This is a genomic window from Flavobacterium sp. (assembly GCF_040383245.1).
In the GTDB taxonomy this organism is placed as follows: domain Bacteria; phylum Bacteroidota; class Bacteroidia; order Flavobacteriales; family Flavobacteriaceae; genus Flavobacterium.
Window position 1 is genome coordinate 1 of the sequence record NZ_JBEIDX010000007.1, and the last position, 19,914, is coordinate 19,914.

Genomic DNA, 19,914 nt, shown 5'->3' on the forward strand with positions numbered 1-19,914 from the left:
AAAGCTTGACGTGCACGCAACTGACGAACAGTTCCTGTTTTATCAAATTTTCTTTTATAGCGCTTTAATGCTCTATCGATATTTTCTCCGTCTTTAATTGGTATAATTAACATAATATAGACACCTCCTCTCGTTAAGGGTACAAATGTAATAATTATTTTTGAATTATGAATTATAAAATGTGAATTATTTCACCGCAGGCTGATAATTTTGATTATCAATGATCATTTTGGATAAAATCTCTTTCAAAATTTCTGAAGTTCCACCGCCAATAGGACCTAGACGACTATCTCTTAACAATCTCGCTAATGGATATTCTTCCATATAACCATAACCGCCAAGCATTTGCAAACAACTATAAATAGTTTCATCAGCAACTTTGGTAGATTTTAGTTTCGCCATAGTAGCTTCTTTCACTACATATTCTCCTTTATTTAATCGAGCCACAGCAGCATAATTAAATATTTTACAGTGCTCCACTTCTGTAGCATGGTCTACCATTGTATGTCGAAGTGCTTGAAACTTATTAATTTTAGTTCCGAAAGCTTCTCTTTGTGACATATAATCTATAGTATATTCTAAAGCATATTCTGATCTTGCATGTGCATTAACCGCCATGATTAATCGTTCCAATGCAAAATGTTGCATGATATAAGGAAAACCTTTTCCTTCTTCACCCATTAAATTTTCTTCTGGAATTTCTACATTATCAAAAGCAATTTCAGCGGTATCGGAAGCTCTCCAACCTAATTTATCTAATTTTGTTGCTGAAACCCCATCTAAATTGGTATCCATTAAGAAAATACTAATTCCTTTATTTCCAAGTTCCGGACTTGTTTTTGCAGCCACAACATAATAATCGGCATATACCCCATTCGTAATAAATGTTTTAGAACCGTTTAGAATGTATTTATTGCCTTTTTTCACAGCTGTTGTTCGCATGCCTGCAACATCACTTCCTCCAAAAGGCTCTGTAATGCAAAGCGCTCCTATTTTATCTCCAGAAATACTTGGCGCTAAATAATCTTGCTTTATTCTCTCATCTCCTTCAGCATTTAAATGCGTCATTGCCAAATAAGCATGTGCCCACATAGCTGCAGCAAAACCCGAAGATTTTATTTTTTGAAGTTCTTCTAAGAAAACAACGGTATAAAATAAATCTAAATTCATTCCACCGTAAGCCTCAGGATATGCAATTCCGAAGAAGCCCATTTCACCAAATTTTTTCCAAATAAAACGTTCGATTGTGCTTGTTTTTTCCCATTTTTCAATATGCGGGACTACTTCTTTTTGCAGAAAATCTTTTAAACTTTGTCTAAATAATTCATGCTCTTCTGTAAAGTATGACGAATTCATAAGTGGGGCTTTAATAGTGTAACTTTTTAGAATTCCAAATATAAAGCAATTATTTTGATTTTATCCAAAGGAAAACCTTTAATATTTGACAAATCCTCAATTTTTATCACACCATTCATGCTTCTATAAGTTACAATGTTTTTAGAAAGTGGATATCTAAAATAATAAAATTGACCTAATTCTTTGATTGAAGCCGAATTAATGTTAATTTTCTTAGTATTAGGATTTGATTTTATCACAAAATATTTATTCAAATCATAAATAACTTCGGGAGATAAACCCCAGATTTCAGTCATTTGATCCATAGAAACAAAACCGCCCAGCAGCTCTTTTTGCTTTAATATTCGATCTGATATAGCATCGCCAATTCCAACTACCTTCATTAAATCTTCTTTGGTAGCTTGATTAATATCCAAAATAGCAATTGCTTGCTTTTTTGGAAACTCTTTCCAATTCGATTTTGAATAAGTAGAGGTTGAAGGATTAGTTACCCAATCAGGAAACTTAAACCGTGGAGCCATCACTTTTAGAACCGAATCAGAAACACCGGTAACTCGTTGAAATTCTTTTGCCGAATTGGCAAATTTTCCTTGTTTGCGAAAATCACGCAGTCGTTGAATTTGATTCAAAGTCATTCCGAAGCGGTAGGCTTTTTCGTCCGAAATAAAATTTGGGTTAAAAGGATAAACTTTATAATGGGAAGTATATCCGGAATCTTTAGTTGAAATTAAATCCTTTTGCATTGCAATCCATTGTTTTTCCTCTACAGTTAAACTATGTGGTTCATTAAAATCAACAAAGCAATAAACAACTTGAAATACAATAATCACAAAAAACAAAACGAGAACTCCGGTTCGTTGGTCTTTTGAAAAATTAAATAGGGATTTTATGAAAGTTGTAGATTCCAAAATCTACAAATCAAAAACAGAAGAACGTTTAGCACGAATCAAGTCTTTCAATTTAATCCAAAAAGCTAAAGTTAAATAGATGCCAAAACCCAATCCAACGGTTACAAAAGAAATGTAAATAAAAAACAAACGAACACTATTGGCGCGCATACCAAGCTTATCTGCCAATCGTGACGACACATGAAAGCCATGTTTTTCAAAAAAATATCGAATCGAATTAATCATTTTTTATTTTTAACAAGTCCAAACCTATTGCACAATGCAAGCATTTTTTGGAATTACAATAGTTGTTTTTTAATTGTAATAGGGCTTGCGTTTGAAAGGCATTTTTTGATTTAATCCCAAAGGTACTAAACTTTTCAATAATGTTATTTTTCTCTGCAGGAATAGTAGCTAATAAATCAATGAGGATTTCGGCACTTTCTTTTCCTTGATTTTGAGCATAAGCAAATTTAATCGGGATAATAGTATTGATTATCAGTAAATTAATGAATTCCCTAGAAAGTGATTTTCCTTTTTTTGGACTTGGTTTGTCAAAATTATAATGCGTTTTCCAATATCCATTTACCGACAAATCGAATAAAGATTGGATTTCTGTAAGATTTTTGGCAAAAATTATTTTAGAAAACAAATTCCTTTGCAAATGATAAAGCATGGCCAATTGTGCTAAACGAATGGTTGGAAAATTATCGGGGCGGTGCTGAAAAAACTGAATGTTTTCAAGAGTTGGTTTATTCAATTTATATTTAATAGCCAAATAATCATACCAATCTTTCAACTCCTTTGGATAATTGTCCTCCACATCATCAGGTATCAAATTGGCTTGACCAAAAAGTAAAGCCTCTAAATAGATAACTTCTAAGGATTCCTTTTGAATTAATGAAAAAGTGAGTGATTTGGAAATTTTATAAAATGCGTCGCCGTTGGTATTTAAACCAAAATTCTTTGCCAATAAGTAAAACAATACCGCTTCCCAATCCTGATGCGTTTCAATCAGTAATTCCTGAATTGGCTTTGCTTTCTCTTCTAATCGCTCTAAAAACAAGCGTTCTTGCCAATTAGCAAGTACAAAAGAATCAATATTTTTTATTTGGTTTTCGCAATAAATCCAAGATTTTTTTGTGGAAAGCTCTTTATAAGTATGCTGTACATCTTGGGAAACATAATTTTTTATTTCAAAAACTGGGATCTCAGAATTGTCTTTTCGATAAATTGGCGTATCGTGATTCCAAACCACATGCAAAATAACATTATTATAATTAATATCCTTTTCATGGTGGTGCAAATACCAATCGGATGATTTAACATGTATTTCAATATTCCCTGCCCACTTTTGATCTGCTATAATAATTTGTGCATTGAAAAAATCGGGGCCTTCTTTTTGCAAATAATCTCCAGAATTTAGTATGGTTAACTCTTCTCCATCGGAAGTTTTTATATTCGAGAAGTTAAACTTCTTGTATTTCCATATGTAATGAATAAAATCTTCCTTCATATTATTCCAATCACCTTTCTCTAAGTTACTTTAATAAAGTGAATTACACAAATTTTCAATACTAAAATTTCAACTCTTATATTTGTATTCTTAATTTCAAAAAATGAAAAAAATAGTAACCTTCGCATTTAGCTTATTTGCCCTAACTTTATTCGGACAAACCAATTATAAAATTACTTACACAAAAAGCTCCAACGGAAAATTAATTGAAAATCAAGATCCCGTAATTGTTTTTTCGAATTCAAATCAAACGCTTATTACTTCTCAATCTATACTTGAAAATAAGGCAACTTTTCCATTTGAATTTTCTTTAATTGATAGGAAAACGAATAACATAAATCAATTAGCAAAGCTGAAAGAAAACAAACTAATTGCAACCTTAGATAGCACTTCAATCGCAAAACAAACTTTTGAGTTATTGGATGATGTAAAAAAGATACTTGGATATACTTGTAAAAAAGCGAAAACCATAATCAACTCCAATACCATTGAAATTTGGTATACCAATGAATTAAACATAAAAGGTGGACCTTCAGTTTTAGGACAAAATTTAGGATTGGTATTGGAAACCAACCGTAATGGAAACTTCATCGTTTCTGCAACAAAACTGGAGAAAACCAAACAAATTCCGGAAGTTTCAAAATCAGAAAAAGTCTTGGATTTATTGACTTATCGAGATGAATTATGGAAAAGCAGATTTACCACTATCCCGGTATTTAAAGAGGAAATCATAAATTTTTCAGATGCATCCAAATCTAACGACAGCATTATGCGATTTGCAAATGGAACCATTGCGGTACGTAAAATTTCTATTCCTGCTATTGCAAAAGGAAGTCAGGTGTTTCTTGATGTTACCGAGCAATCTAATGGCGATGCTTATGACCGAACTGGATCGGTATTTATTATTCCGATGCAAAAAAGTAATTCCTTTTTTGAGGGACTACAAAATGGTGTAAAAGCGTTACCTATTTATGATAATGGAAATGGTAAGTTATATCAAGGAATTGCTGCTACAGAAACCTATTCTCCTTTATTAGAATTAATGCGCTTTTTTACTCCGTTTGGAATTAAACAATACAATACCATTACCCTAAAAGATAAAATATGGGAAGAGCGCGTGAATTACAGACAAGATATTTCGGAGTTGACGGCAGCCATGACCAACCAAGAAGTTTACATTGGAACTTTTATAGGAAATTATGACAAAGGCGGACATAAAGTAAGTGTAAACCTAACCATTCACCCAGAGGAAGAAGTTACAATTGCAAAGCCTTCGGAGGTTATTCCGTTATTTAATACTAATAATGTTATGGAAATGGCCGGACAAGAATACGGCACTTTATTTAGCTCAGAAAAGGGATTAGAAGTAACTTTTAATCTTGAAAAAGACATGAAAAATGCCCGTATTCGTTACATCACCACAGGACATGGAGGTTGGGAAAACGGAGATGAATTTGTGCCTAAAAGAAACTCCATTTATTTAGATGAAAAAGAAGTATTTCATTTTACGCCTTGGCGTGAAGACTGCGGATCATATCGCTTATATAATCCGGCTTCAGGGAATTTTCCTAACGGATTATCGTCTTCTGATTACAGTCGTTCCAATTGGTGCCCGGGCACCATGACCAATCCAGTTTACATAGAATTAGGAGATTTAAAAGTTGGGACGCACACCGTGCAAGTGAAAATTCCACAAGGTGCAAACGAAGGTCCGAGCTTTAGTTCTTGGAACGTTTCGGGAGTGTTGCTAGGTAATTAAAAAAACCTACAATTTTCATTGTAGGTTTTAATATTATTTAATTGATCCGATAATATCGTATTTGGTAATAATGTGGTGTTTTCCGTTATCTAAATCAACCAAAACTGCTTGGTTGTCTTTGGTAAATAATTTAGAAACTTCTTCTATTGGCGTTCCTAATTTTACAACAGGATATGGTTTACCCATAACCTCACGAATTGGTTTGTCGGCCACATTTTTATCTGTAACATAACTTTGAAATAAATCGGTTTCATCTACAGAACCTACAAACCCTGTAATATCAATCACCGGAATTTGAGAAATTTTATATTTACGCATTCTATCAATTGCATGTGAAACCAACTCTTCAGTACGTGCAATAATTAATGGTTTGTCTATATGTTCTTTGATTACATCTTCTGCTTTAGTAACTTCTTCATCTAAAAATCCTCTTTCACGCATCCAATCGTCGTTAAACATTTTTCCAACATAACGGCTTCCTGAGTCGTGAAACAAAACTACTACTACATCGTCTTTAGTGAAATGCTCTTTTAATTGATGTAATCCTTTTACACAAGATCCTGCAGAATTTCCTACAAAAATTCCTTCTTCTAAAGCAATTTTACGTGTATAAACAGCTGCATCTTTATCAGTTACTTTGGTAAAACCATCAATAACAGAAAAATTTACATTTTCTGGAAGAATGTCTTCTCCAATTCCTTCAGTGATATAGGAATAGATTTCGTTTTCGTCAAATATCCCTGTTTCATGGTATTTTTTAAAAACCGAACCGTAAGTATCAATTCCCCAAATTTTAATATTTGGATTTTTTTCTTTTAAATATTTCCCAATACCCGAAATAGTTCCTCCTGTACCAACACCAACCACAAAATGAGTAATCTTCCCTTCGGTTTGTTCCCAAATTTCAGGACCAGTTTGTTGGTAATGTGCTAAAGCGTTACTTGGATTATCATATTGGTTAACATACCAAGAATTAGGAATTTCTGTTCCTAATCTTTTAGAAACCGAATAATAGGAACGCGGATCTGTTGGTTCAACATCCGTTGGGCAAACAATCACTTTTGCTCCAACAGCACGAAGAATATCCATTTTTTCTTTGGATTGCTTATCTGTTATTACGAAAATACATTTGTATCCTTTCACGATTGCAGCAAGCGCCAATCCCATTCCGGTATTTCCAGAAGTTCCTTCAATAATGGTTCCGCCTGGTTTTAATCGTCCATCGGCTTCGGCATCTTCTACCATTTTTAGAGCCATACGGTCTTTGGTAGAGTTTCCTGGATTGAAGGTTTCTACTTTTGCAAGTACCAAAGCATCAATTCCTTCAACCACTTTGTTTAGCTTAACTAATGGAGTATTACCAATAGTTCCTAATATATTTTCAGAATAATTCATAATGTCTGTTTAATTTAGCAAAGATATTGATAAATAAGTGGTTTTGCAATACTGCAAAATTTATCTAAATGATTGCTGATTAACCCTGATGGCAGTGTCATCCTTTTTCTAAAAGAAAAAGATTGAACGGACAGCAGGAATTCAGTTTACTAAAATGCCGAAAGTTTAGGTTTCAAAAAAAATTATTGGAAGAAATTCCAAACTAATCCAAATCGAATCATGAAATCATGAAAGGGAAGATTTGGTGCCGAATAAAACTTATTTCCGGTCATAGAGGAATTAAAGTGCTCAGCTTTAAGGAAAATTCGAGTTTGTTTTACTCGAGCATTTACAAAGAAATCAAGCATTGGGAAATTACCAATTTGCTTATCTTTTTGAACAAAAAACTCTCCTAAGATTGGATTGTAATCGTTGGCATAATATTTAGAAAAATAGTTGATTGTGATTCCGGTTTGTAAAAACATGGCTCTCTTAAACACATAATCGGAGTAATAAAGCGAATTGCGTAAGGTAATTTGTGGTACATTAAGAATGGTGTCTTTTTGATCTACCTTTTGGAATAGAAAAGTATTATCTAATCCCCATTTTTTATACTTGAATTCTCGGGCAATTTTAAATGAAACATAATTGATGCTTCCTGAGTATTGCTGTGGAGTTACCAATTGCTGATTTACTTGATTTTTGGTGTCTTGAAAAAATAGGTGGTCATTTAAATTTGTGAATTGCACCGAGGCATTTACCCATTGTGTACTAGCGTTTACAGATAAATTATTAATCTTTTCGTTTTTAAAACTGTTATACCAATTGTAATTCTCGTAAGAACTTTGGTTTAAAATGTAGTTATTATTTGGTGACTTGCTTATATTTTGATACTGAAAAGAAAGGCTATTTTTTGGGTTGATTGTGTAGGTTAAATTAGCATCTAAATTACGAAGTGGTTGTGTCGAAATAGAATTTGATAAAACTACCGTTCCGTTAAATTTATTTTTTCTGTAATCGTATTGCCCGCCTATAGTGTTAATAACGGATTGCAATTGACCAGGTATAATTATATTTCCTACTGTTTTATCAATTCCTGAAAATGACTTATAAATAAAATTTTCTACAAAAAATTGAAATTTACCTAATGCTTTATTTTCATAGATTGCTCCTATTTTATTATATAATTTATCATAAAAAGTTTGATCATTAATATTTGAATTTAAAGATGCCGCTCCAAATCTATTAAATGGAGATCCATTAATTCCGATGGTTGAACTTATTGTAGCTTGGTTGAATTCGAAAACCTTATGTTCGTAGTTTAATTGATTTGTAATCAATAGATTATTTTGATGATCTTTTGAATTAATTCGAAATGTTTGATCAATAAATACCCGTTTACCTTTTAAGAAAGATTTAGCATCTATTAAAAATACTTGTAATCTTGGTCGATTATCATATAATGGATCATTATCGTCAAAATATTCTGGCTGAGTTAATCCTCCATTTTCACCATTTAATAAATCTTGACCGGTAAAATGAAAGTTAAATCCATAGCGATTGTCTTTAGTATTATAACTTGTGGTAAACCTAAAATTACCAGTACTAGATAATTGATTAATGTATTTACCTATAGAACGCAAACCCTTAAAAGCAATTGAAAAATTTAAATTTTTGGATGTGTTTAAAGTAATTAAAGCGTCTACATTTTGACCTTGCTCCATTACGCTTTTATAATATAGTTCTGTTAATGGTGTTGCAACTGAATAATAATTAATATCGTTGGCCTCAATATAATTCATGTGTTTTGCCTTAAAGCCAAATTCTGGAAAGGGAGAAAAATTAGTTAAACCAAAATCTAATGTTGTATAGGTTTGTCCTTCATTAGGAAAAGGCATTAAACCAAATAAATCCTTCCGAAGGAAATTTAATTCGTAATCTTTTTTTATTGATAAAGTAGTATCTAAAATGATAGTATCTCTTTCAATTGAATAAATTTTGTAAGAAGTTATTGGAGCTTTTTGAGCTTTTTCTTTGGCTCTTTGAGCCTGTGTTTTAATTAAGCTTTTAGGCTTATCCGTAATTTCTTTTTCTTGTGAAAAAAGATTTAAGGACAACACCAACATTAGAATAGAAAATAAAACTCTCATAGCTTATTGAAAGGGACAAAAATAAGGAAAGTTTATAAAGTAAATCATAAAATAAAGGTAAAAAAAAGACCGCCTTGAGGCGGTCTTTTTTAAATATTATTCTTTTATAAATTTTTTAATTATTGTTTTATAATCTGAAATAAATTTAATAAAATAAACACCAGATTCAAGATTTGAAACATCAATAGCTTTATGAGATAAAGAAACTGCACTATTTATAATTTGCTTTCCAGTTACATCTGTAATTATAATTGATTCAATTTCATTCATATTTATTAAATTAAAATTTAAAATATTTTTAACAGGATTTGGATAAACAAAAATTGAATTATCAAAATCATAATCTCTAGTATTTAATGATAATCCTTCTGTACTACTAGCAATTAATGAAAAAACCTGGCTTCCTGAATTTAAAATACCTTTATGTGAGACCTGAATTGTATATAATCCTGGCTCAGCACTATAAATATCAATTTTTTCAAAGTTATCTACATCATTATCTGAAGTATTTGTTGCAGGATTCTCAGGATTCTCAGGATCTAATTTCCAAGGAAAATAAATAACGCCATCTTTAATTATTTTAATATCCAAGTTGTTTTTTAACCTTGGAACTCTATTATTTAATGATCCTGCAGAGTTAGTATTACCTGGCTGATCGGTCCAACAAACTGAAACTTGAATATCTTCAATATTTGAAATAGAAAATGTTTTAGTAAATACTTCGTTTTGTAATAATGTATTTTCTTCAATAATTGAACTTGTACCGATGTTGCTAATTATTGTTGCGGCAAATTTTCCATTTGCTAAGCCCCATCCAAATGAATAATCTGGTCCATTTTCTATACCAGATTCTAGAGCAGAATGACATAGTAAACCTCTGGCTGTTGAAGATTTCATATAAAATCCAGTTGTATTAAAAAAATGTTCTTGTAACAACATAATTAATCCTGTAATTGCAGGCGCAGCCATAGATGTTCCGCTATATACAGCATAAGAACCATTGGAAGTTGAAATACAAGAATTTGTACCTACACCTTTGGCAGAGATGTCAGGTTTAATTCTCCCGTCATCTGTTGGACCGAAATTACTAAAACTACTCATCGTTACTGAAAAATTATCTTGATAATTCATAACTTCATTAATTGCAGCAACAGTAATTGAATTTTTTGCACAACCAGAAGTTTTTAACATATCGTATCCACCATTATCATTAACCTGTTGAATGTCAGTGTCATTTCTATCATTTCCAGCAGCAATAACTGGCAAATAATAAGGATAAGTGTAACATAAATTATCTATACTTCTAGCAGTTGAATCATAATTACCAAAAATCCAATTTGGGGTACTACTTCCAACGGCATAACCATAAGAATGATTTGAAACTAATCCACCTGAATTAGCAAATTCATTCATTTCAATTAAATCATCTGTCCAATCGTATGAATTGGCATATCCGTTATAAGCTATTCCTTTTATTGATGGTGAAACACCAGCAGCAATAATTGTTCCTGTTACGTGTGTAGCATGGTTACTAAGTGAAGTAGAACTGTCGACATGATATGCTCTACTATTTGTAAATTCAACGTGATTAGTTCTAACTTTTCCACCATCCCATACTCCACAAGAAATACTAGAACCTGTTACATTAAGACCTAAAGATCCACCAGGATATAATGAATTAGCAGAAATTGTTATTGAAGAACGATCATTAAATTCTGAATAAAAATATGGAATTCCATCTTTATAATCGTATAAATTTAATGGATTAATAGAGGGATATAAAGCTTTAAATAAGTTAATATTTTGCAACCTTTCTTGATTCAAAGTATTTAGATCATTTATCAACTGTAATTGATTTACTGATGATGTAAATGAACGAATCTTTTTTCTAGAATCAATATTTTGGGAAAAGCAAATAAATGGAAGAATAATTAATATAAATTTTTTCATAAAGCAAAAATTAATGTTGTATATATATTGCAAATATATTATAAAAAAATAAAGGCAGTAATAAATTACTGCCTTTTAAAAAAAATTAATTTTTTAATATTGTGGATTTTGTTGACCACTTATTGCCCCATTTGCAGTAATTTCTGAAATAGGAATAGGTAGTGTAAATCGATAATCAGTTACTGGTAAACTACATGCACCATTAATTTCACAATCTCTACTATCTCTAACAATACCTTCGTTTGCTAATAATCCTAGTCTTTTTAAATCAATAAATCTAAAACCTTCAAATGCAAACTCTATTCTTCTTTCTTTAAGAACATCTTTCCATGCTTCTTCAGCATTAGCATAAATAGTAGCAGGTTGTGGTTTTGAATATCTTTTATCACGGATTGCTTTTAAAGTGTTTGCTGCAGTTGTAAGTAATCCTGCCTGAATTTCAGCTTCTGCTTTAATAAAATACATTTCAGAAATTCTGCATATTTTAATATCATTAACTAAATTACCATTTGCAGTTGTTCCCGGATATTTAGATATAACTAAGAAATCAGATGTTCTAAAATCAGGAGATGTTAAATAATCTACATCTATTAAAGATGAATAAGCAATCATAGTACTATATCTGGTATCACCATAATTTGTTTTACAATTAATATTTAAAGAAGCATTATTAACAAGGTTTGTTCTTTGAGTACCTCCAAATAGATTACTTAGTGTAACAGTATTTGCATCTACAACAGAAAAAACAAAATATGAATGACCTTCTTTAAGCTTATTTGTAGCTGAAGTGCCATAATCAGAATTTAATACAATCATGTCATTTACTGATAGTCCATGATTAGGTATTCTAACATTTTTTCCTGCAGAAATAGAAGTAATTGTAGCAGATGAAGCAGAAGGTAAATTAGTAGGTTGTAATAATTTAAATAATCCACGATTCATATCAAAGTATGCACCTCCGGTAGAAGTTGCATTTACACTTGCCCAAATTGTTCCAATTTTAGTTTGTCCATTAAGTTTTTTTAATTTAAAAATTACTTCTGAATTATTACTTTGATTATCTGACCAATAAATATTTCTGTTATCTGTTGCATTAGATAAAACAATACCAGAATTATTAATTACATCATTAGCATATACTAGTGCATTAGTGTAATCTCCTTTTAATGCTGCAGCTCTAGCTTTTAGTGCAATTGCAAAATATTTACTTGCATAAATAGGGTCTAAAGTAGCAGATCCAAATTTTGTTATGGCAGAATTCAAGTCTTGTTCAATTTGTTGATATATTTCTCCATTTGTAGCTCTTGCTTTTTCGGTGTTAGATGGATAAACATCGTTAGATAACATAACGCCTAAAGCATTTAAATCTTTTGGGTTAGTAGAAAAATATGAAATTAATTGAATATGACAATATGCTCTCAAAGTTAGTGCTTCAGCAACAATTTGATCAACTAATTGTTGATCAGCAGAATCAACAATAGTAATTGTATTGGAAAATTTAATTACTCTGTTAATGTATGATAATGCAGAATAATGTGTAGCCCATATTCCAATTGGAGAACCTGAACTTGAATTTAAAAGAAAATCGTAATTCCCTCCTAAACCTTGCCCTCCATTTCCAGGAGCAATACCAACTTCATCGGTAAAAATAGAATTAAATTCAATTTCAGAAACTGGTGTTATTAAAGAATATGAGGATAATAACAATAGTTTTAATTGAGAAGAGTTAGTTATAGCTAACTCTTGAGTCAATGCGCCCGGTGTATATGGGTCTAACAAGTCTTCATCACATGAAACAAAAAATGTTCCAAAGAATACTGATAATAATATTAATGTTTTTTTCATCTTATTTATTTTATTAAAATTTCAAATCTAGTCCAAATGAATAAATTTTTGGTGTTGGATATTGACCTTGGTCAGCTGATCTATTACTTTCTGCATCAAAACCTGTCCAAGAAGTAATAGTAAACAAGTTTTGACCTTGTACATAAAAAGAAACACCGCTAAAGTATGTTTTTTCTAAGAATTTTTTAGGTACATCATAACCAATTCTAATATCTCTAAGACGCAAGTATGAAGCATCTCTTAAAAATCTATCTGAATCAGCATCAGAACCTTTGTTCGCAGCATTTAAGGATGGTATATCAGTATTTGTGTTTGTTGGAGTCCAAGCATTTAATAAATCAGGAGAAACAACAAATTGACCAATTGCAGTTGGATCATATAATCCTTCTAAATCATAATCAAATCTCCAAACTCTTTGAACAAATGTCATTGTAGAACTAGCAAAAAAACCTCTATAACTAAAATCAAAACCAAATCCACCTTGAATTACAGGAATAGCAGATTTACCAGTTGCACGTCTATCTCTATCTACACTCGGAGTTTCAGTAGGATTACCATTAATATCTAAAAACAATAATTCTCCATTTGTCTGATTAACTCCTGCATAAGGAATTACATACCATTGATTTGCTGGTCCACCATTTTGTTGAATTACTAATCCATCATCTCTAAATCCAGGATCCGGGAAATTACTAATTCTATTTTCGTTGAATGAACCATTACCTCTTAAAGTTAACTTAAGATTTTCGTTCTTTATTACATCAAAGGCTAAATCAACTTCAAGTCCTTTATTTGTAACAACTATTGGTGAATTTCCTTGAATTCCATCAGTACCAATAATATATGAAGTATCATTTCTATCAAAAAGATCAATTGTTTTTTTCTCATATACATCAAATGAACCACGAATTCTATTTTTGTATACTGCAAAATCTAATCCAATATTTGCTGTTTTGGTTGTTTCCCATCGTAAGTCAGCATCACCAAAAGAAATAGAACTACCATTTTGACCATCATAAACATTAGATGCGATTCCATATGTATCCATATTTAATGGAGGGTTAATCCCAGCAAATTGAGTTCCATTTACAATAAACTGATTACCAACTATTCCATAAGACGCTCTTAATTTCAATGTTTGGAATATATCCAATTTTTGAATAAAAGACTCATTATCTAAGTTCCATCTGGCACCAACAGACCAAAAATCACCCCATCTTCTTGGACCAATAAACTTACTTGTACCATCTTTTCTGTATGATGCAGAAACTCCAAATCTGTTGTCAAAATCATAATCAAATATTGCAAAGTAAGAAATTAAATTATATTTTAATTTACTAACACTTCCTCTAGCTCCATAAAAATCATGTGCTGCAATGTCGTCTAGATAACCAGAACCGGTACCCGAAACAAAAGTCTGAGGATTTAAACCTAATTGTCTTGTATTATTCAAATTCATTTGATTAATAAAATACTCATTATTTAATATTAAATTAAATGAGTGCTTTCCAATATCTTTTGTATAATTTAATTGAAATAAGTTATTAAAAGAAAATTCTCTCCTATTATTTACATCTTCAAATCCTGCAAATTCAGCAGAAGGATTTTTAAATAATAATGCATTGAATGAAATTGGATGTTCCGATTGTGTAAATCGTGTTAAAACCAATTCCGTTCCAGGTCTTACTTTAAAATTCAAATCTTTTGTAATATTATATGATAAATCGGCAGAAGCCAAAACTCTAGTTTCGTCTGTATTATTATCATATGTAGCTAATTTATCCATTAAAAATAATGGTGTATATAATAAAGTTGGGTTACCTTGATATAAATCCACTAAATCTTGAGAGCCATTATAATCATTAGGACTCAAATATGGCATTCCTAGAGTGGCACCAAGAACATAATTTCTATTTATTCCTCCTGTACCTAAACTAGTAGCTTCATTATTTTTAGAAAAACCTAAAGTCAAGTTTGTTTCATATCTAAATTTTCCATTTTCAGACTTACCATTTAAGTTATTTTTTAAAGTAAATCTTTTTAAACCAGTTGTATTCAAAATACCTTTTTGATCTGTATAACTTACAGAAGAATATGAACTTAAATTTTTTCCAGTTTGCTCAACACTAAATTGATGATTTGTACCTTCTGCATTTAAGAAAAAATATTTCACCCAATCGGTATTTATATTAGACAAAGCTTGAATTTCAGAATCAGTTAATATAGAACCAAATCCAGCTCCATAAGTTTTTTCTAAACTCAACAATTGACTAGAATTTGCAAATTTATATCTTGGCTGTTGCAACTGTGTAAACGTTGAAGTTGATGAATATCTAAACTTAGTTTTAGTTTCACCAAAACCAGTTTTTTTGGTTTTTACAATAATTACTCCATTAGCACCTCTATTTCCATAAACTGAAATTGCAGCTGCATCTTTAAGAACAGTAGTTGACTCAATATCATTTGGGTTAATAGATCTAAAATTATCTGCATAAGATGGTATTCCATCAATTACATATAAAGGATCTGTATCACCATTTATTGAACCTACACCTCTAATAATAACTGTACTTTTAGATCCTGGCTGTCCTGTACCTGTAGAAATATTAACACCCGCTATTTGACCTTGAAGAGTTTGAATAAATGAGGCATTTGGCTGATTTTCAATTGTTGCAGCTTTAATCGTTTTAGATGCAGTTGCATCTTTCTTTTTAGTGGAATTTCTATATCCATTAACTACAACATCTTCTAATACTTTAGAAGTTTCTTTTAAAACTACTTTGTAATTATTTGCAGAACCTACAGTAATTGATTTTTTTTCATATCCAGAAAAAGATACTACTAAAACATCACCTGGTTTTGCTTTGATGGAATATTTTCCATCTAAATCTGCTGAAACGCCTTTAGCTGAACCTTTGATTACAACATTAGCGCCAGATAAAGGTAACTTACCATCGGTAATTGTACCCGTAACAGTTTTCTCTTGCGCAAACGAAAACTGCATTGATAACGCTAGTAATAGCGTAAAAATCCATTTGAACTTCGATCTCATTTTTAATTTTATTTGAGTTAGTTAGCTTGCAAACTTCTTAATTATTTCTTAATTAAACAAATGTTTTTTCTAAATATTTAGTTTTTTTTATGTTAAATTATTATTGTTACTTAAATTTGTAGTCCAATTGATATTATAACACGCCTATTCATATGTGATTACAAACAAAAATGTACTTTTTTTATTCCTTATAATTTTATGTTAAATTTAAGATTTTCAGAATTTGAATTTGAATGCGGAACCGATGAAGCAGGCAGGGGATGCTTGGCCGGACCGGTTACTGCAGCTGCTGTAATGCTTCCCCAGGATTTTAATTTAGAATTATTAAATGATTCAAAGAAGCTGTCTGAAAAAACAAGAGAAAAGCTAAAACCGTTTATTGAAGAGCTGTCTGTAACATTTGCAGTTACTCATTTAGGACCTAATATTATTGATGAAATAAATATATTAAATGCTTCTATTCAAGCTATGAAAGAAAGCATATTTAAATTAAAACCTACTCCTAATTATATTATAGTTGACGGAAACCGATTTAAACCTGTTGAAAACATTCCTCATAGTACCATAATAAAGGGGGATTCAAAATATATGAGCATTGCGGCAGCTTCGGTATTAGCAAAAACCTATAGAGATGCTTTTATGAATAAAATTCATGAGGAATTTCCAATGTACAATTGGAAGCAAAATAAGGGATACCCGACTAAGGAACATAGGGCTGCCATAAAAAAATATGGTCCCTGTAAATACCACCGAATGACTTTTAAATTATTGGAAGATTAATCTACAAAAAAATCAACTTATATAAAGGTGCATTCAAATTGATGAATAAAATGTTTTAGGATTTTTTCTTTCACATCTTTCTCGTCAACTTTATCCATACCAAGTTCAACATTTAAAGAAGTAACTGCTTTACCTTTTATTCCGCATGGAATAATATTGTCAAAATATCCTAAATCGGCATTTACATTTAAAGCAAAACCATGCATGGTAACCCAGCGTGATGCCCGAACACCCATAGCGCATATTTTTCTTACAAAAGGCGTTCCAACTCCAAGCCAAACTCCCGTTTCACCTTCGCTTCTTTTGCCAATTATATTATACTCTGCTAGAGTTAAAATAATAACCTCTTCTAGAAAACGCAAATATTTATGAATATCGGGGAAGAAATTTTCAAGATCTAAAATAGGATATCCAACAATTTGACCAGGTCCGTGATATGTGATATCGCCTCCCCTATTTATTTTATAAAAAGTAGCCCCTTTTTGTTCTAATTGTTTTTCGGATAAAAGTAAATTTGAAAAATCACCACTTTTACCTAAAGTATAAACATGGGGATGTTCTACAAACAGAAAATAGTTTGGAGTAGGTTTTTGCGATTCCTCTTTTCGGTTTTGAATTTTTACATCAACGATTTGTTGAAATAGCGTTTCTTGATATTCCCAAGTGGCTTTATAATCTTTTTTTTCTAAATCTTGAAAAATAATTATTTTATTCATTTTTTCTTGTAAGCAAAAAGACTAGTTAAAAGAGCTATGAGAAAAGTATTATGAAAAATTATATTAAAATAATCCGTTTATTTCAGCATCAATACGATTAATAATGTTTCCTAAATCTTCAGGATTGTTTAAGAAGTCACAATTATCTACATCAATTATTAATAATTTGCCTTTAGAATAAGTAGTAATCCAAGCTTCATAACGCTCATTCAATCGACTTAAATAATCAATTGAGATTGAATTTTCATATTCTCTTCCTCTCTGGTGTATTTGTCCAACAAGATTAGGAATAGAACTTCTTAAATAAATTAACAAATCTGGAGCTTTTACCAAACTTTCCATTAGTTCAAATAGGGATTTATAATTTTCGAAATCTCTATTTGTCATCAATCCCATTGCATGAAGGTTTGGAGCAAAAATATGAGCATCCTCATAGATCGTTCTATCTTGAATAATTTTCTTTCCGCTTTCTCTAATTTGTAATACTTGACGAAAACGACTGTTTAAGAAATATATTTGCAAATTAAATGACCATCTTTCCATTTGATGGTAAAAATCATCTAAATAGGGATTGTCTACTACATCTTCAAAATGTGGTTCCCATTTAAAATGTTTAGCTAAAAGACGCGTTAAGGTTGTTTTTCCGGCGCCAATATTTCCTGCTACAGCTATATGCATTATGGTAAGTTTATTTTATAGTTTGTATTTCCTTCGTTGGTAAAAATAGATAAAATTTGGTCTTTGTAATAAAAATTTCTAAAGGATTTCTCAACAATTTGAATTTTGGTTTGCTTATTGGTTATGAAATCTCTTACAAATAAAGCATTGTCTTTTAAAATCAATATTTTATTTGGTCCAATAATTTGATAGGCATCAGCCCTATCTAATTCATTTACTGTCCTAATTTTACCATACCTATCACAACTTAACCATTGTCCATAATTTGATAACCATTGAAAATAATTATAATCGGTTTGATAATAATTAATTTGTCCATTTATTGGTACGCCGATTTCTTGATAGTATTTACTCTTTAAATCGTATAAAGCTAATTTTTGATCGACTGAGTTAAACAACCATAATTTATCTTGATCGGCAACTCCTACAGCAGTTATAACTATTGGCCTAGCTCGTTCGGATAAATTAATTCGATCTACTTCATTCAACTGATTATCGAGAACTACAATAGTATTAAAATTTTCGTAAAATACAATTATTTTCAATGGATTGAGAATATCTACTTTTGTTACCTCTCCCAAGGAAAGATCTTGAAACTGCATAGTACCCGTGATACTTTTTTTAATTACTACATTATTTTTAATATAGTAATAATTTTTATACCCGTCAAAACCAAAAAAATTATCAGCTTTTATAGAAACAGAATCAACAGCCATTGGGATTATCTCTTGGCTAGTTCCTTTTGTAATAAAAGCAAGTAATAAAAAAATTAAAAAATGTTGTTTTTTCATTAGGATGCTAAATTACATTAAACAATTTAAATTTTCAAAAAGGGTAGTTAAAAATTTAACTTACTTTTGTAACAAATAAAAGAATCAATAGTCATATTTGCTTTTGCAAATTCAAATAAAATATTCAATATGAAAAAAATAGTTATATCATTTGTATTAATCATGTCATTTCTATCGTCTTATGCCCAAAAAGACTTTCAAGGTTTGGCAGTTTATGAATCAAAAACAAGTACATCCGACTTCAAAAAAAGATTTGAAGGCAACAAAGAAATGACTCCCGACATGCAGAAAATGATTGAGGAGCGAATGAAAAAAATGTTTGAAAAAACTTTTATATTAAATTTTGACAAACAAGCATCGATTTATAAAGAAGAAGAAAAGCTAGATAGCCCGGGCCAAGGTGGTGGAGGCATGCGAGTAATGAGCTCATTTATGGGTGGTGGTGGAACTTATTACAAAAATGTAAAAGATAGAAATTACACAGTTGACAAAGAATTTATGGGAAAAGAATTTTTAATTAAAGATTCTTTAGTTACTTATAATTGGGTTATGGAAAGTGAATCAAGACAAATTGGTGGTTATACTTGTTATAAAGCAACAACTGTGATTCCGGCAAGTAAAACCGATTTTAGAAACTTCCGTCCAAAAAGAGAGGAAGACAAAAAGAAAGAAATCAATTCGGATTCTACAAAAACAGAAAGCAAAGAAAAGAAAACCAACTTTATGGAAGATATAGAGTTGCCCAAAGAAATCACAGTTACAGCTTGGTACACTCCAGAAATTCCTGTAAACCAAGGTCCAGAAGGATACTGGGGATTACCTGGACTGATTCTTGAGGTAAATGATGGGAAAACCATAATTTTATGTTCAAAAGTTGTCTTAAATCCAAAAGATAAAGTAGAAATAAAAGCTTCAAATAACGGAAAATCAATTTCTCAAAAAGATTATGACGAAACCGTAACAAAAAAAATGGAGGAATTCCGTCAAATGAACCAAGGCCAAGGCGGAGGAAGATCATTTGAAATGAGAATGAACCGCTAATTACAACAAAATATAAATC

General features: G+C 30.9%; 16 protein-coding genes. 3 read left to right on the top strand and 13 right to left on the bottom strand.

From position 1 onward, the window contains the following. The 5 genes from rpsU to ABWO08_RS04540 form a co-directional block, all read right to left on the bottom strand. On the bottom strand, positions 1–113 hold a 113-nt coding region (gene rpsU / locus ABWO08_RS04520), incomplete at its 3' end, for a 30S ribosomal protein S21 (protein ID WP_353083949.1). Between the two features lie 73 nt (positions 114–186). Further along, positions 187–1,356, bottom strand: a complete 1,170-nt coding sequence (locus ABWO08_RS04525; protein WP_353083867.1) for an acyl-CoA dehydrogenase family protein — start codon at positions 1,354–1,356, stop codon at positions 187–189. 26 nt (positions 1,357–1,382) lie between these two features. After that, entirely contained in the window at positions 1,383–2,264 is an 882-nt protein-coding gene (locus ABWO08_RS04530) for a ComEA family DNA-binding protein (RefSeq protein ID WP_353083868.1), read from the bottom strand. Between the two features lie 3 nt (positions 2,265–2,267). Continuing rightward, complete coding sequence (locus tag ABWO08_RS04535) at positions 2,268–2,489, bottom strand: PspC domain-containing protein (RefSeq protein ID WP_353083869.1); 222 nt, start codon at positions 2,487–2,489, stop codon at positions 2,268–2,270. Continuing rightward, positions 2,482–3,759 (bottom strand): DUF2851 family protein, encoded by a 1,278-nt coding sequence (locus ABWO08_RS04540; RefSeq protein ID WP_353083870.1) that lies wholly within the window; start codon positions 3,757–3,759, stop codon positions 2,482–2,484. The genes ABWO08_RS04535 and ABWO08_RS04540 overlap by 8 nt, the downstream gene beginning before the upstream one ends. Positions 3,760–3,862: 103 nt before the next feature. On the opposite strand from ABWO08_RS04540, the gene ABWO08_RS04545 reads away from it, so the two are divergent. Further along, positions 3,863–5,518 (top strand): GLPGLI family protein, encoded by a 1,656-nt coding sequence (locus tag ABWO08_RS04545; RefSeq protein WP_353083871.1) that lies wholly within the window; start codon positions 3,863–3,865, stop codon positions 5,516–5,518. Positions 5,519–5,551: 33 nt separating this feature from the next. On the opposite strand, the gene ABWO08_RS04550 is transcribed toward ABWO08_RS04545, so the two are convergent. From ABWO08_RS04550 to ABWO08_RS04570, 5 genes are all read right to left on the bottom strand, one after another. Then, positions 5,552–6,913 (bottom strand): pyridoxal-phosphate dependent enzyme, encoded by a 1,362-nt coding sequence (locus ABWO08_RS04550; RefSeq protein WP_353083872.1) that lies wholly within the window; start codon positions 6,911–6,913, stop codon positions 5,552–5,554. 182 nt (positions 6,914–7,095) lie between these two features. Beyond that, complete coding sequence (locus ABWO08_RS04555; RefSeq protein ID WP_353083873.1) at positions 7,096–9,042, bottom strand: putative porin; 1,947 nt, start codon at positions 9,040–9,042, stop codon at positions 7,096–7,098. A 96-nt stretch (positions 9,043–9,138) separates the two neighbouring features. Further along, positions 9,139–10,992 (bottom strand): S8 family serine peptidase, encoded by a 1,854-nt coding sequence (locus ABWO08_RS04560; RefSeq protein WP_353083874.1) that lies wholly within the window; start codon positions 10,990–10,992, stop codon positions 9,139–9,141. 93 nt (positions 10,993–11,085) lie between these two features. Beyond that, positions 11,086–12,837 carry a RagB/SusD family nutrient uptake outer membrane protein gene (locus ABWO08_RS04565; protein WP_353083875.1) on the bottom strand — a complete coding sequence of 584 codons (1,752 nt, stop codon included), beginning with the start codon at positions 12,835–12,837 and terminating at the stop codon, positions 11,086–11,088. A 13-nt stretch (positions 12,838–12,850) separates the two neighbouring features. Further along, a complete protein-coding gene (locus ABWO08_RS04570) occupies positions 12,851–15,889 on the bottom strand; it encodes a SusC/RagA family TonB-linked outer membrane protein (protein ID WP_353083876.1) in 3,039 nt (1,012 codons plus the stop codon). A gap of 198 nt (positions 15,890–16,087) precedes the next feature. Here ABWO08_RS04570 and rnhB point away from each other — a divergent pair, with 198 nt between their 5' ends. Next, the gene (rnhB, locus tag ABWO08_RS04575; RefSeq protein ID WP_353083877.1) at positions 16,088–16,669 is read left to right on the top strand and encodes a ribonuclease HII; all 582 of its coding nucleotides are present in this window, start codon (positions 16,088–16,090) and stop codon (positions 16,667–16,669) included. A gap of 17 nt (positions 16,670–16,686) precedes the next feature. Here rnhB and lipB read toward each other — a convergent pair whose 3' ends face one another. The 3 genes from lipB to ABWO08_RS04590 form a co-directional block, all read right to left on the bottom strand. Next, on the bottom strand, positions 16,687–17,385 hold the full coding sequence (gene lipB, locus ABWO08_RS04580; RefSeq protein ID WP_353083878.1) for a lipoyl(octanoyl) transferase LipB: 699 nt from the start codon (positions 17,383–17,385) through the stop codon (positions 16,687–16,689). A 63-nt stretch (positions 17,386–17,448) separates the two neighbouring features. Further along, entirely contained in the window at positions 17,449–18,063 is a 615-nt protein-coding gene (locus ABWO08_RS04585) for a deoxynucleoside kinase (RefSeq protein ID WP_353083879.1), read from the bottom strand. Further along, the gene (locus ABWO08_RS04590) at positions 18,063–18,854 is read right to left on the bottom strand and encodes a hypothetical protein (RefSeq protein ID WP_353083880.1); all 792 of its coding nucleotides are present in this window, start codon (positions 18,852–18,854) and stop codon (positions 18,063–18,065) included. Before ABWO08_RS04590 ends, ABWO08_RS04585 begins: the two co-directional genes overlap by 1 nt. 129 nt (positions 18,855–18,983) lie before the next feature. Here ABWO08_RS04590 and ABWO08_RS04595 point away from each other — a divergent pair, with 129 nt between their 5' ends. Next, entirely contained in the window at positions 18,984–19,895 is a 912-nt protein-coding gene (locus ABWO08_RS04595) for a GLPGLI family protein (protein WP_353083881.1), read from the top strand. Positions 19,896–19,914 lie beyond the last annotated feature (19 nt).